Here is a 13,722-nt window from a genome sequence, read left to right as displayed (position 1 = left end):
AGGCAAATTTGTCCGCCTACGCATGAAAATATCTTTTCAAATTGACCCGCCTGTGCATAATTTGTCAATCATCCAACCATCGTCACGATAATAACAGGGGAACAGGATCAATGATGACCAAGTCGATGAAACGCCATTTCAGGCATATGCTGATCGGAACGTCGCTCGGCGTGATGCTCGCCACAGCACCGGCATTCGCCGATGTCGTCAAGATCGGCCTGCTGGCGCCGCTGACCGGCCCGGCGGCGGCCGACGGCCAGGAATTCCAGCGTGGCGCGCAGATGGCGATCGACGAGGCAAACAGCGCGGGTGGCGTCGGCGGCCATACGTTCGAACTGGTCGTGGGTGATGTGAAGGACCAGTCGGCGGCGAACGTCACCAGCGCGGTCGAGCGCCTGCTCGGCGACCAGGATGTGCATTTCATGCTGACCGGCTATGCCAGCCTGACCAATTTCGAGATCGACAACATGGCCGAGGCGGAGATGCCTTACATGCTTGCGGCCACATCGCAGCAGACCAAGGACATCATCGCGCCCGATCCGGAGAAATATGCCTGCTGCTGGTCGCTGACCCCGTCCTTCGACGCCTACAACACCGACGTCACGGTTTTTGTCGAGAAGCTGGCGGCCGAAGGCAAGATCACGCTGCCGACCAAGAAGGTCGCCATCATCTCGTCCGACAATGCCTATTCGAAGACCATCTCCGAAGGCATGAAGAAGACCTTCAAGGAGAAGGGCTGGACCATCACCGTCGATGAGCTCGTGCCCTTCGGCGAGGTGACCGATTGGCGTTCGATCCTGGCCAAGGTGCGCGAGGACGTGCCGGACGTGGTCATCAACACCGACTATCTGCCCGGCAATTCGGCCTCGTTCCTCAACCAGTTCCTGGAGCAGCCGACCAAGAGTCTGGTGTTCCTGCAATATGCGCCGAGCGTTCCGGAATTCGTCGAGCTGACGAAGGAAAAGTCGAACGGCGTGATCTATAACCTTCTTGGCGGTGCGCTGACCACGCCTAAGAACCCGCGTGCCGACGAAGTGGCCGGCAAGTTCAAGGCCAAATACGGCGTCGAGAGCGGCACATACGGCGTCGGTCTCTACGAGATGGTCAATGTCTATTTCGACGCGCTGAAAAAGGCCGGCGACCCGAGCGACCATGCCGCGATCATGAAGGCGCTGTCCGAGACCGACAAGCAGGTCGCCGAGGGCCGCCTGAAATTCGATCCGGCGACGCATCTTGCCATGCAGGGCGACGACTACATCCCGATTACCTTCTTCCAGATCTGGGACGGCAAGCGCGCCCTGATCTCGCCCGCCAAATACGCGACCGGCGAGTTCCAGCCGCAGCCCTGGATGAAATAGCGGCATGCCGCTGCTTGAAGTCGAGGGCGTATCGAAGGCGTTCGGCTCGCTCAAGGCGGTCGATGATGTTTCATTCGCCGTCCAGGCCGGAGAAATCTTCGGCGTCGCCGGGCCGAACGGCAGTGGCAAGAGCACGCTGTTCAACGTCATCACTGGGATCCCGTTCGGTCCCGACAAGGGCCGGATACGGTTCGACGGCATGGAGATCCAGGGCAAGACAGGCAATGCCATTGCACAGCTCGGCCTTCTCAGGACCTTCCAGCGCGAGACCAGCTTCGACGGGCTGACCGTCTTCGAGAATGCGCTGATCGGCGCGAGCTATGGCAAGCCCGGGCGAGGGGCGGCCGAGGCGCGAACCCGCGCCGCCGAGGCGCTGGAGTTCGTCGGCCTTTCGTCGGCCACGTTCGGACGGCTCGCCGGCGAATTGTCGGTGTTCGACCGCAAGTGCCTGATGCTCGCAACGGCAATCGCCACGGAACCACGCATGCTTTTGCTCGACGAGCCGGCATCGAGCCTGACCAAGCCGGAGATCGAGACGTCGATCGGTTTGATCAGGCGCACCGCCGCGCGCGGCATCACCGTGGTGCTGATCGAGCATGTGCTGACCTTCCTGATGAGCCTGTCGCAACATCTGCTCGTGCTGAACCAGGGCCGTGTGCTTGCCGCGGGCGACCCCAAGAGCGTGATCGCCGACCATCGCGTGGTAGAGGCCTATCTCGGCACAAGGAGATCGGCGGCGTGAGCGAAAGTCCGATCTTGAGTGTCGAGGCGGTGACCGCCGGCTATGGCCGTGTGACCGTTCTGCATGAGATCACGCTCGAGGCTGGCCGGTTCGGTAATGTCGGTCTGTTCGGGCCGAACGGTCACGGCAAGACGACGCTGCTCAGGACCATTTCCGGCCTGGTCGCGCCGAAACGCGGCCGCGTCGTCTTCGATGGCAAGGACATCACTGGCTTGAGCGCGCGCGCCATCGTCGGCACCGGTCTCATCCACGTGCCGCAGGGCAACAAGCTGTTCCCGGATCTGACGATCGGCGACTGCATGGCGCTTGGCGCCTATTCGCCGCGCGCACGGCCGCACGAGGCCGAGAACCGCGAAAAGGTGGTGAAGCTGTTCCCGAAGCTCGCCGAACGGTGGCGGCAAAGGGTGCGCACGCTTTCCGGCGGCGAGCGCCAGATGGTGTCGATCGGCACGGCGCTGATGAGCCATCCGCGTCTGCTGATCCTCGACGAGCCGACGCTTGGACTGGCGCCGAAGATCAAGGACGAGCTCTGCACCGCCGTCATGGATATCTCGAAGGGCGGCGTGCCGCTCGTCGTCGTGGAGCAGGACATCGAGTTCCTGCTCGAACTCAGCCGGCAGCTCTTCCTCGTCGATCACGGAGCGGTCAAGACCGAGATCCGGCCGGGCGAGAGCATCGAGCACAGCGAAATCATGGCGATGTATTTCGGGCATTGAAGGCAGGATCGGACAGGGTTCGGGCATGAGCATGTTTTCGGATATCTTCTTTGGCGGCCTGTTCCAGGGCTCGCTCTACGCGATGATGGCGGTCGGGCTGGCCCTCGTCTGGACGACGATCGGTGTGTTCAACTTCAGCCATGGCGTGTTCATGATGCTGGGCGCCTATTTTGCCTGGCAGCTCGTCGCCTTCGGCCTGCCGGTGGTGATCGCCTTCCCGCTCGCCGTCATCGTCATGGCTGGCGCCGGCTGGATCCTGCAGGCCTCGGTGGTGCGGCCGCTGATCGGCCGTCCCAACATCGTGCTGGTCGTCGTCATCACCACACTGGCCGCCGGCTCGCTGATGGAGAACGGCGCACTGACGGTCTGGGGTCCGCGCTCCAAGCAGCTTCCGAGCCTGATCGAGGGCAACACCACCATCGCCGGTGTCGGTGTGTCGCTGCACCAGATCGCGATCATTGTCATCACGCCGCTGATCCTTGCGGCGCTGTGGTCGTTCCTCAACCGCACCCGGCTCGGCCTAGCGCTCAGGGCGGTCGCGCAGAACGAGGATGCGAGCCAGCTCGTCGGCCTCAACGTCACGGCGCTTTACGGCCTTGCCTTCGCCATCGCCGCTTCGCTGGCCGGGCTGGCCGGGATCTTCATGGGCGGCTACCGCTTCATGAACCCGTCGATGGGTGCCGACCCGCTGCTCAAGGCGCTGATCGTGGTGGTTTTCGGCGGTATTTCAAGCATTTCAGGACCGATCTTCGCTGCCTACCTGATCGGATTCTTCGAGGCGGCGAGCAACTACTATTTCGGCCTCTACTGGACGCCGGCACTGCTTTTCCTCGTGCTCATCGCGACGCTCATGGTGCGCCCGGAGGGTATTTTCGCCAGCCGTTCCAGGGGGCTCGCATGACGCTCCTCGACATCGCCATCCCGTCTGCTCCCGGCCGTGTGACCTGGAACCGCGAGGCGATCGGCTTCGTGGCGGGGTTCCTGCTGCTTGCCCTGTTGCCGCTCGTCTTCGGCGACAGCTACAGCCGGCATGTGCTGATCATGATCTTCATCTACGCCATCGTCGCCTCGAACTGGGACCTCAGCCTCGGCTATGGCGGCGTCTTCAATTTCGGCCACCTGGCATTGTTTGGCATCGGCGTCTATGCCTACAGCCTGCTCGCCAAGCAGGCCGGCATCGATCCGTGGATCGCGCTTGTGGCGAGCGGCGTGATCGCCACCGTGGCGGCCGTGCTGGTGACCATTCCGATCCTGCGGCTCAAGGGCATCTATATCATCCTGGTCACCTTCGGCTTCGCACAGCTCGTCATGCAGGTCATCATCAGTCAGTCGGACCTGACGGGCGGCACGCAAGGTCTGGTGCGGGTGCCCGGCCTCTATCTTTTCGACCACAACATGATCCGCGACGGCAAGATCGGCTATTTCTACATTGCGCTGACACTTCTGGTGCTCAGCACGCTGTTTTTGCGGCTGTTCGTGCGCTCTCGCGCCGGCGCCAGCATCGTGGCGCTGCGCGACAATGAGGAATACGCCATCAGCCGCGGCGTCTCGCTGGTCCGGCAGCGCATGGTGACGCTGGCGGCAAGCGCCTTCTTCACCGGAATTGCCGGGGCCTTCTATGCCGCCTACCAGCGCAATGCGTCGATCGACGTGTTCGGCATGAGCCTGGCGACCATCATCCTGTCGATGGTGCTGCTCGGCGGAACGAGCACGATCTACGGAGCGATCATCGCGTCCTTCGTGCTCACCGTCTTTTCCGAGGCGATGGCCGATTTCGGCGCATGGCGGCTGATGATCTCGGCGCTGCTCATCATCGTCATCATGCTGGTCTACCCAAGCGGCCTGGTCGGCATGATCCGCGCCGCATGGACGGTGGTGGCCGACCGCATCAAGATGCGCTGATATTCAGGTGAGGCCGGCCTGCAAATGGCGGCTTCCTGCGCTTCCGGTGCTCACGTACCCAAAAGTACGCTGCGCTCCGGTTCTCGGAACCCACCATTTTCGACTCGGCCTGACCTGAATCTCAACACACCTTAACCAGCTCGAGTCTAGCGGACGCCGCACCAGTCGATGACGGAGGCGGCGATGACCTTGGCGGTCTCCACCACCGAGTCGATCTCGACATATTCGTCGGCGCCATGAAAACCGTCGCCGGACGGACCGAAGATGACGCCGTCGACGCCGGCGCCGGCATAGTGCGCGGCGTCGCATACGGCGACGAAGCCCTTCACCTCAGGCTTTTTGCCGATGCGCGCCTTGTTGGCGACGAGCGACCGGACCAGCGGATGATCCGGCGAGGTGTTCATCGGCGGGAAGTACAGGCCGCCTAGCTCCCACTGGATGGTCGGCGGGTTTTCACGCAGCCAGGCGTCGGTGGCGGCGAAATGATGCACGAAAGTCTCGAAATCGCGGCGATAATCGGCTGAATTCTCATCAGGCAGGAATTTCATATCGAGATCGAGAACCGCGACGTCCGGAATGATCGCCGGGTTGGTCATCACCGTCGGCAGGCCGTTCTCGCCAAGTCCGGTGCCGCCCTGCATCACCCCGATGTTGATCGTGTTCATGCCGAGCGGCAGCAGCGGATGCGATCTGGCCCGCGTGCGGTCGAGCTCGTATTGGCGCACGGCGGCGATGAAACGCGCCGCGATCTCGATGGCGTTGACGCCGGGCTCCAGCCGATCCTTGTTGTGGCGCTGCGGATAGATTTCATTGTAGCGGAGCGCCGAATGCGCGTTGCGGCCGCGGATCGTCACCCGCGCCCATTCGAGCCCGCCCTCGACCGGCAGGACATCGCCCCAGGTCGGTTCGGCGACCAGCACCGCCTTGGCGAGCTTGCCCCTAGCGACCGCGTCCATGGCGCCGAAGCCGCCGGCCTCCTCGTCGACCACAGTGTGGATCGCCAGCCGGCCCTGCAGCCTGATGCCGGCCTTGCGGATGGCGTGCGCGGCCGCAATGCAAGCCGCCACGCCGCCCTTCATGTCGACAGCGCCGCGGCCATAGAGACGCCCGTCGGTGATATCGCCGCCAAATGGATCGACAGACCAGTTCTTCATTTCACCGACCGGTACGACATCGATATGGCCGCACAGGATCAGGCTGCGTTCCTCGTCGCCGGCCCATTCGCCGACCAGATTGGGCCGCCCCGGCAACGCGTCCCATTGTTCGGTCGCAAAACCGTCCGCCTTGAGGATTGGCTCCAGCAGCGCCTGCACGTCGGCCTCGCGGTTCAGGCCTTGTTTGGCCTCGAATTTGGGATTCACCGAAGGAATCCGCACCATGTCGCTGGCCAGTCCGATCACCCAGTCGCGATCCTTGTCGATCTCGGCTTGCGCGGCGGCGACGGCCGCATCCCTGTCCAGCATATCGATGTCCTTTCGTGCCTCTGCGGCGTTCGTGATTGTCTCTTGGCGTTGCGGGTAGCGGACCAATCAGCCGCCCAATGCTGCGCCGATAATGCCGGCCCTGGTCATGTCGATTTGGGTTTGCCCCTGACGAACGGCGCTGCCCACTTTGCCGGGTCCCCGGCGGCTGTCCTGCGGTCACCTGGGCCGGTGAAATCCGAGGCGTCGAGCGTCACGCCGTTGGCGCGGCGGATCCCTTCGATGTCCTCTATGCGCTTGCGCACCGTCTGGCCTTCGCTCTCCAGCGCATGGGCAAACACGGTCTCCATCTGGACGACGGCGGTCGCCAGCGTGTCGAACGGCGAGTTGGCCTCTATCGCCGCGATCAGCGTCAGGTCGGCGTGTTCGGAGACCGGCGACAGCCATGGATCGGTGAAGAGCAGGATGCCCATGCCCCGCTCGCGCGCCTGGCGGGCGAAGCTCACCACGTCCGACTGGTAGCGGCGATAGTCGAAAACGACGAGCAGGTCGCGCTTGCCGAGATCGATCAGCAGGTCGAAATCCGTTGGCGCCAGCGCGCCGATATCGTGCACGCCGGGGCGGAACTGCACGAGATAGCCGGCGAGCATCGAGGCGATGTGGCGGCTGAAGCGTCCGCCGAGCAGCACGACCTGGCCCTTGCAGTCGAGCAGCATCCTGGCGGCGCGGCCGTAGCTCTGCGAAGGAACCGCCGTGCGCGTTCGCTCCAGGCTGTCGGAAACCGAATGGAAGTAGTCGTTGACAGTGCCTTCGCTCGAATTGGCGGGCCGCTTCGCCTCCATCATCAGCAGAGGAGAGTGCAGGCGGGATTCGATTTCCGCCAGAAGCTTGGCCTGGAAGGCGGCAAAGCCGCCATAGCCCAGCTTGACCATGAGGCGCATGACCGTCGGGTCGCTGACACCTGCTGCCTTTGCCAGGCGCGAGGCAGTCCCGAGGCCGGACATCGGATAGTCGGCAAGGAGGACCTGCACGATCTTGGCTTCGGCGGATGTGAGGGCCAGGGTGGTATGCGCCAACTCTTCGCGGATCGACACCGGACCTCTCCCTTTCCCGTGTTCAGCCGATGATAGAGAAATTACAAATTCTGGTTTCGATGTCAATTTTTGGAATGGTTTCTACAAAGGTTGAGAGCCTCCAAAACGGGTAGGCTTGTGAATTGCCGAGAATGATCGTTAGATCGCTATTGGGGTAAGGCCTTGGGGAGGGGCTCGGGGGATGAAGTACCGATTTTTGATCGCTGGCGCGCTCGCGCTGGCGCTGGCGGGTTGCCAGACGCCTTATCAGGAAATGGGATTTACAGGCGGCGTCAGTGCCGCTCCGATCGGCGGAGATGTGTATCGAATTTCCGCGCGCGGGAACGGTTATACCGATTCTACCGCTGTGCAGGACTACGTCCTTCTGAAGGCCGCTGAGACCACACTGCAGAGCGGCCACACGCATTTTGTCATCCTAGGCGGCCAAGACGCCAGTCGGCAGGAGTTCGGTCAGACTCCGGGGATGATGCAAACGAACGTCATCGGCAACACTGCTTATTCGACCTCCACACCCGGCGCCACATATCAGGTCATCAAGCCTGGTCAGGACGTGATGATCAAGGTCGGCAATTTGACTGGTCCGAACAACATCAGCGCCTTCGACGCCCAGCAGGTATTCGACGCAATCAGCCCCCGTGTGCTACGGCCATCGAAATCATAAATAGGCCGGGGCGGTGCTGGCGTTAGGGCGCCCTGTGCCAGCCCCGCCCGAATCGGCTATGGCTCCGGCATGCAGGAGACGTCTCTTTATATCCCGGTGAAGCGGTTTCTTGAGAGTCTGGAATTCACCGTCAAAGGCGAAGTTGGCGGCTGCGATGTCGTGGGACTGCGTGACGGCGAGCCGCCCGTGGTCGTCATCTGTGAATTGAAACTGCAATTCAACCTCGAGCTCATACTTCAAGGTGTCGACCGTGCCGCGTCATGCGACGAGGTTTGGCTCGCGGCGCGCATGTCAAGTCGAGGCAAAGGCCGCGAGCACGATCGCCGGTTCCGCGCACTCTGCCGGCGGCTCGGTTTCGGCCTTCTGGGGGTTGGTTCCGCCGGCAACGTTGAATTGCTGCTCAGCCCGGCCGCCTTGCCGCCCAGGCGAGATCCGAGGCGAAGATCGCGCCTGGTGGACGAGCATCGCCGCCGACGCGGCGACCCTGTGGTCGGCGGCGGCTCTCGAACGCCGATAATGACCGCTTATCGGCAGGATGCGCTGGCCTGCGCCGCTGCCATGGTCGACGGCCCGAAGCGCCCGCGCGACCTGAAACCCATTTCACCGCGCGCCGCCAATATCCTGCTTCACAATGTCTATGGCTGGTTCGCCAGGGCCGAGCGCGGGGTGTATGCGCTTACGGACGTTGGCCGTGCTGCGTTGCAGCGCTGGCCCCAACCAGCTCCATGACGAGGCGGCGCCGAGTCGTTTGAGCGGCTTGCCGCGGGCAGGGGGAAACCTGTCCCGACTTGGCAACGATCAGATTCGGCGTGGGCTGGAACGGTTTGTCGCTGGCCGTGGAAGGCATTGTTGCACCTGCGTAACGTGACAGCCTCCTCCGGGTTGCGCATCGCCCTTGTGCACACCACACCCGTTGATGCCGCGAAATACGACAAGATGAGTGCGTCGAACTCAAACGCGGCAATGGGCACCGTCGCCAGCGAGATATCGCAAACTGCGATCGCCCCGGGCAAGATTGTTCAAACAAATAGTCCAACCTGGCTATGAGGGCGGCCAGCGTCGCCTCATTGTGACTGCCTGCCAGAGCGCAAAAATCGAGCAGATGCGGCAGCAGGAGACAGTGATTGCAGCAGTCAGAAACAACAAATGTTGATATTTGCGTTACCAAGCGCGTCGAACGGATCGGTACCGCCTAGGAACAAAAAAGGAATATTTTTGTAGTTTATCAAGACTGTCTACGGATTGTTTCCAGGAAATCGACTTTTGGCAGGAGCGCGCACTTTGCGCGGTGAAATCCGGCCTGCGACACTCGATGCAATATCAAAAATCTCAAAAATTCTATCAGAGGGGTGCGGGTATTTGATTTGGCGCTAATATATGCCGTCTAGTAGGCAGGCACCGCGGGGCGCTAAGAAAAAAAGGATTATAAATGGCACTTCATTTCGCAGCAGGTGGGTCCGCCACAGAAGTCGCAAGCGCCGGTTTCAATCTGGTCGACGTTCAATACCTTGACCAGGTCAACGAGCTGCCGGATGGCACGAAGGCTATGGTCTGGCTCAACGAGGGCGAGGGCGTGACCCAGTCCTTTATCGACAAAGTCACCCCCTTCCTTGGCAATCCGAAGGTTTTCGGGTTTTTTCTCGTCGACGAGCCGGATCCCACCGGCCAATACCACACACAGGTAGACGCTGAGGATCTGAAAGCCGAATCCGACTGGATCCACTCTCGTATGCCAGAAGCCAAGACCTTCATCACCGCGATGAACATGGGATCGTCTGCCGAGCCGGATTTTTCCAACACCTACAACTATGACAACACGCATATCGATCTGTTCGGAATAGATCCTTATCCGGTGCGCACGGGCACAGACACGGTCGACTACGACATGATCGACAGAACCGTGGCTGCAGCAGTGGAGTCGGGCATCCCGACCAGCCAGATCGTTCCGGTCTACCAGACGTTTGGCGGCGGCAACTACATGACCGATACCGACGGCAAATACGTCATGCCCACGGCGGATCAGCTGGAGACGATGATGGACCACTGGGGCAAGCTGGTTCCCAATCCCGCCTTTGACTTTGCCTACGCCTGGGGTTCACAGGAAGGCGATACCGCGCTCGAGAGCTCACCGGAGCTGCAGGCTGTTTTCCGGGAACACAATCTCAGCACCACTGGTACCGCCGCTTCCGACGCCACCACGAGCGGCGACAGCTCTACCGTGACTGTCCCTGCCGACGCCACCATCAGCGACGACAGCACTATTGCGGCCGCCGCTTCCGACGCCACCACGAGCGACGGCTCTACTGCGGCCGCCGCTTCCGACACCACCACGAGCGACGGCAGCTCCACTGCGGCTGTCCCTTCTGACTCCCATACCAGCGACAGCAGCTCTACTTCCGACGCCACCATCAGCGACGACAGCTCCACTGCGGCCGCCGCTTCCGACGCCACCATCAGCGACGACAGCTCCACTGCGGCCGCCGCTTCCGACGCCACCATCAGCGACGACAGCTCTACTGTGACCGCCGCTTCCGACACCACCACGAGCGACAGCAGCTCCACTGCGGCTGTCCCTTCCGACGTCACCACCGGCGATGACGGCAACGACACCTCCCATGTCGCCGGCGACAAGGCAGGCAGCAGTGTCGATCGGGTGTTGGCCGCCCTTTCTGGCGGTTCGGAGTCTCTCGCCGGTTCACACGACAAAACGGCCGGCAACGGGTTCGCCCACACTGTCCAGGGCGATGAAAATGTCGGCGCCAACGCCAGCAAGGGTGGCGCCGCCGAGATCATGTCCGGCCGCGGAGGCCACGACGCCTTCGACTTCAGCTGGCTTCAGGAAAAGCTCCAGGAGAAGCTGCAGGACAAGCCTCACTTCGACCAGGCCTTCTTTGACGGGCTCAAGTCGGGAGGGGTTTCATCCGACGCTCTGTCTGCCGGCACGGCTGCGCATGAGCGTTCCGACCATGTCAGCTACGACAGTTCAACCGGGTCGCTCTCCTTGGACAGCGACGGGACGGGAGACGCAGCTCAAACGCAGCTCGCCAGCCATTTCCCATGGCAGCATCATTCGCTGTGATCTGACGGAGCTACGCACCGTAAATTAGACCAGGCCCGGCCTTTGTTCACCTCGAAGAACATTGGCCGGGCCGCTCTCGTGCCGGCCATCGAGCAACTCCCGGACATCCAGCGGCGAAATACAGGGTATGCTGGCGTAGCGGGCAAGTACTCTGCAACTCATGAGACATGGTGTCTTCTCGATCATGTGCGCATTCATCGGGTTGGTCTCTCGACCGTCTCAATGAGGCTTTGGCAAGCGCTTCGCCCTCGTGGATCGGCTCGGGACCATAACAGCTTCCTCGCTAGGCAACACGCCAGCGGGGCAGGTCTGTTCAATCGCCATACGGACCAGTTTGAGGGCGGCCCGGGCGTTGCAGATGTTATCTTGGCCGTTCATGCTTCCTTCGCAGAGATGGACTGTCTCAGCGTCAACCGTGAAGGCGAGGCCCTGTTCCATCAAAGTCTAACGACTGGGAAAGCGCACTGGAAAGCACGTGCGGTAACAGTTGATTCAACCGTTGCTGGTATTTAGAGGAGTGTGGAAGCGGCTCCGACAGTGAGGCGGGGTGCTGAATTGCCGGAGCCGCCTGCGCAATCCGGTTGGGTTTGACCGCGCCGTCCTATTCTGGGACGGCGCGGTCAACGATTCGTTAAAATGGGAACTAATTAAGCGCATGCTAATTGAATCGCAGCTTTGCGAGTCAATGCATGCGTTTGATGTTTGTCCCGCCACTAATGCCGACTTTGGTGGAGAAGCCTCCCGAAAGCGGCGTGTGGCTACATGAGCTCAAGTTCGACGGCTACCGGTCGCAAATGATCATTGACGAAAGCGGAACGCGCATTTTCACTCGCCGTGGCTTGGACTGGACGGCGAAATACCACGACCTGGCCGCCGCATCGAAGTCGCTCGATGCGGACAGCGCCATCATCGACGGTGAGATCATCGTGCTCAATGATGCCGGCCTGTCGGACTTCGCAGCTTTGCGCAAGGCCATCACGCGGCGCCAGCACAATCTTTATTTTGTTGCCTTTGATCTGCTGCACCTCAACGGGCACGACCTGCGCGACATGGCGTTGCAAGAGCGCCGCGACATCCTTGCCGGCATCATCCCGCCAAACATCCACATCCAGTTCAGCCAGGCGCTTCCGGGCGACGCCAATGCGATCTATCACCTGATCGACCAGGCCGGCCTTGAGGGAATGGTGTCCAAGCGTCGAGACAGCAAGTATCGCAGCGGCCCTTCGACCAACTGGCTGAAGACAAAATGCTACACCGTCGGGGAATTCGAGCTGCTCGGCGTCGAGCGTGAGGCTGGAAAGCCGGCATTCGCCCTGATGGCCGAGCCAGGCACCCGGAAATATGTCGGCAGCGCCTCTGTCAGCGTCAATCGCGAGATGCGGGAGCGGCTGTGGCAGCGCGTCCAGGAACATGCCGGGCCACCGCCCAAAGATATGCCAAAGCGGCCGGCAACACAGTGGGTTAAGCCGGGGATCAAAGCCCGGGTGAAGCACTTGCGCGGCGAGGAAGACCTAAGGCACGCTTCGCTGCAGGATTTCTGGGACGATGACAAATGCCGGAATTCATGATCCTGCTAGCACAAAATTCAAGCCATCTCTAATATGGGTCGTGGGTAAGTTTGAAATCCAAAAGCCGGGAGTAGATCTCATCCGGCGGGATTGAACTTGTGCCCCTGGGCGCGAAGAAGCACGTCCATCTGAATCTGCGATAGGCCTCGAACTCCATACGGGGAATGATCGTTCGATAGAACGTCATTAGTCGTTCGCATATATGGTATCGATCATCAGGCGAGGTCTGGACACGCTCTCTGGGGATAAACAACTCCGCTTCCTGGGTTTCATTCAAGTAAGCGGGGCGCGGCAGCCTGACGAAATAGCCGTCTTTAGTCATCCTGACGTCGTTGGAATCGATCGGGTGGCAATCCTTGTTTCCGCAGCAGTCATAGTAAAGAACGGGATCAATCTTGCCCGTATACCAATCATGGGCATCTGCATCGCCGGGCAACACAAGCCACGCCAATGCAATGTGTCCTAGCTGTCTCATGGAACTAGCCCCTCACCATTTGCGTATAGCATATTAGTGAGAGCTAATCATAGCGCTTCGACATCCAGGCGCTGATTGACAGGCTCGGCCGTGACCAGGGCTCGATGCATGACGACCTAGCCGGGCTCTTTGTCTGCTCAAACTGCAAGGCTGCCGGCCGTGACCGCCGGCAGGTGTTCTTCACATGAATTTACGAAGGCCAGCAGCGGGCGCGCAATCGCGATTGGAAGCCAACTCTCGAACGAGGGGCTGAAAGTGGCCGGCGCCACTGTGGGGGGCGTTGGGGTAGATTGCCTGTAGGGCGCCGGCCGGGCGGATTGGGGTCCGCCATTGGAAAGTACCGACCTTGGCGACTCATGTAACTTCCGTGATCGCGGAAGACCTACGCGCTGCCGTCTGTTTCGCTTTCCTCGGCTGCATTGTCGTCGCGATGTGGGCGAGCGGCAATCCTCATGCAATGAGCTGATATACCCCCAACGCCGGCCGAGATTCGTTTTGTGACCAAAGGGAGCGAAGACGAGAAGTTGCTTATAGGCGGGATGGCGACTTCACACAGAATAATGAACAGAGATAAATCCTGCTTCCGCATCCTTGGCCGTGTGTTCGATGAACCGCGGCGCCATCCGCGGCATGCGACATGGGACGATCCCCAGATAATTTGATCTATCGCAAATTTGCAGAAGATTTAGCCCGCTGTCTCACGGTG

The 13,722-nt window shown here is 61.1% G+C and carries 13 protein-coding genes; 10 read left to right on the top strand and 3 right to left on the bottom strand.

What is annotated here, in order from left to right; genetic code table 11:
* Positions 1-110: 110 nt before the first annotated feature.
* From EN885_RS20445 to EN885_RS20425, 5 genes are read left to right on the top strand one after another with little or no spacing between them, the layout of a single operon-like run.
* Complete coding sequence (locus EN885_RS20445) at positions 111-1,358, top strand: ABC transporter substrate-binding protein (protein ID WP_128242710.1); 1,248 nt, start codon at positions 111-113, stop codon at positions 1,356-1,358.
* Positions 1,359-1,362: 4 nt separating this feature from the next.
* Positions 1,363-2,100 carry an ATP-binding cassette domain-containing protein gene (locus EN885_RS20440; RefSeq protein WP_128242711.1) on the top strand — a complete coding sequence of 246 codons (738 nt, stop codon included), beginning with the start codon at positions 1,363-1,365 and terminating at the stop codon, positions 2,098-2,100.
* Positions 2,097-2,816, top strand: coding sequence for an ABC transporter ATP-binding protein (locus EN885_RS20435; RefSeq protein WP_128242712.1), 720 nt, complete (start codon positions 2,097-2,099; stop codon positions 2,814-2,816). The genes EN885_RS20440 and EN885_RS20435 overlap by 4 nt, the downstream gene beginning before the upstream one ends.
* Before the next feature lie 25 nt (positions 2,817-2,841).
* On the top strand, positions 2,842-3,717 hold the full coding sequence (locus EN885_RS20430) for a branched-chain amino acid ABC transporter permease (RefSeq protein ID WP_095485428.1): 876 nt from the start codon (positions 2,842-2,844) through the stop codon (positions 3,715-3,717).
* Positions 3,714-4,718 carry a branched-chain amino acid ABC transporter permease gene (locus tag EN885_RS20425; RefSeq protein WP_128242713.1) on the top strand — a complete coding sequence of 335 codons (1,005 nt, stop codon included), beginning with the start codon at positions 3,714-3,716 and terminating at the stop codon, positions 4,716-4,718. The genes EN885_RS20430 and EN885_RS20425 overlap by 4 nt, the downstream gene beginning before the upstream one ends.
* Before the next feature lie 146 nt (positions 4,719-4,864).
* Here the strand turns inward: EN885_RS20425 and EN885_RS20420 are convergent, their stop codons facing one another.
* A complete protein-coding gene (locus EN885_RS20420; protein ID WP_128242714.1) occupies positions 4,865-6,181 on the bottom strand; it encodes an ArgE/DapE family deacylase in 1,317 nt (438 codons plus the stop codon).
* Between the two features lie 104 nt (positions 6,182-6,285).
* Positions 6,286-7,233 (bottom strand): MurR/RpiR family transcriptional regulator, encoded by a 948-nt coding sequence (locus EN885_RS20415; RefSeq protein WP_128242715.1) that lies wholly within the window; start codon positions 7,231-7,233, stop codon positions 6,286-6,288.
* Between the two features lie 181 nt (positions 7,234-7,414).
* Here EN885_RS20415 and EN885_RS20410 point away from each other — a divergent pair, with 181 nt between their 5' ends.
* The 5 genes from EN885_RS20410 (at position 7,415) to EN885_RS20385 (ending at position 12,541) form a co-directional block, all read left to right on the top strand.
* Positions 7,415-7,894 (top strand): hypothetical protein, encoded by a 480-nt coding sequence (locus tag EN885_RS20410; protein ID WP_128242716.1) that lies wholly within the window; start codon positions 7,415-7,417, stop codon positions 7,892-7,894.
* 69 nt (positions 7,895-7,963) lie between these two features.
* Entirely contained in the window at positions 7,964-8,623 is a 660-nt protein-coding gene (locus tag EN885_RS20405; RefSeq protein ID WP_128242717.1) for a DUF2161 family putative PD-(D/E)XK-type phosphodiesterase, read from the top strand.
* A 120-nt stretch (positions 8,624-8,743) separates the two neighbouring features.
* Positions 8,744-8,941: a hypothetical protein gene (locus EN885_RS20400; protein ID WP_128242718.1), complete on the top strand. Its 198-nt coding sequence runs from the start codon at positions 8,744-8,746 to the stop codon at positions 8,939-8,941.
* A gap of 382 nt (positions 8,942-9,323) precedes the next feature.
* A complete protein-coding gene (locus EN885_RS20395) occupies positions 9,324-10,973 on the top strand; it encodes a calcium-binding protein (RefSeq protein ID WP_128335210.1) in 1,650 nt (549 codons plus the stop codon).
* A gap of 689 nt (positions 10,974-11,662) precedes the next feature.
* Complete coding sequence (locus EN885_RS20385) at positions 11,663-12,541, top strand: ATP-dependent DNA ligase (RefSeq protein WP_128242720.1); 879 nt, start codon at positions 11,663-11,665, stop codon at positions 12,539-12,541.
* Positions 12,542-12,569: 28 nt separating this feature from the next.
* On the opposite strand, the gene EN885_RS20380 is transcribed toward EN885_RS20385, so the two are convergent.
* Entirely contained in the window at positions 12,570-13,016 is a 447-nt protein-coding gene (locus EN885_RS20380; protein ID WP_128242721.1) for a hypothetical protein, read from the bottom strand.
* Positions 13,017-13,722 lie beyond the last annotated feature (706 nt).

It is taken from the genome of Mesorhizobium sp. M6A.T.Cr.TU.014.01.1.1 (genome assembly GCF_004022765.1).
Lineage (GTDB): Bacteria > Pseudomonadota > Alphaproteobacteria > Rhizobiales > Rhizobiaceae > Mesorhizobium > Mesorhizobium mediterraneum.
The sequence above is the reverse complement of the archived record's forward strand: the minus strand, read 5'-3'. Positions and strand labels throughout refer to the sequence as shown.

Coding starts and splice junctions, on each gene's coding strand:
- EN885_RS20420 (WP_128242714.1), bottom strand. CDS start 6,181: ATGCTGGACAGGGATGCGGCCGTCGCCGCCGCGCAAGCCGAGATCGAC.
- EN885_RS20425 (WP_128242713.1), top strand. CDS start 3,714: ATGACGCTCCTCGACATCGCCATCCCGTCTGCTCCCGGCCGTGTGACC.
- EN885_RS20380 (WP_128242721.1), bottom strand. CDS start 13,016: ATGAGACAGCTAGGACACATTGCATTGGCGTGGCTTGTGTTGCCCGGC.
- EN885_RS20445 (WP_128242710.1), top strand. CDS start 111: ATGATGACCAAGTCGATGAAACGCCATTTCAGGCATATGCTGATCGGA.
- EN885_RS20405 (WP_128242717.1), top strand. CDS start 7,964: ATGCAGGAGACGTCTCTTTATATCCCGGTGAAGCGGTTTCTTGAGAGT.
- EN885_RS20440 (WP_128242711.1), top strand. CDS start 1,363: ATGCCGCTGCTTGAAGTCGAGGGCGTATCGAAGGCGTTCGGCTCGCTC.
- EN885_RS20410 (WP_128242716.1), top strand. CDS start 7,415: ATGAAGTACCGATTTTTGATCGCTGGCGCGCTCGCGCTGGCGCTGGCG.
- EN885_RS20430 (WP_095485428.1), top strand. CDS start 2,842: ATGAGCATGTTTTCGGATATCTTCTTTGGCGGCCTGTTCCAGGGCTCG.
- EN885_RS20385 (WP_128242720.1), top strand. CDS start 11,663: ATGCGTTTGATGTTTGTCCCGCCACTAATGCCGACTTTGGTGGAGAAG.
- EN885_RS20395 (WP_128335210.1), top strand. CDS start 9,324: ATGGCACTTCATTTCGCAGCAGGTGGGTCCGCCACAGAAGTCGCAAGC.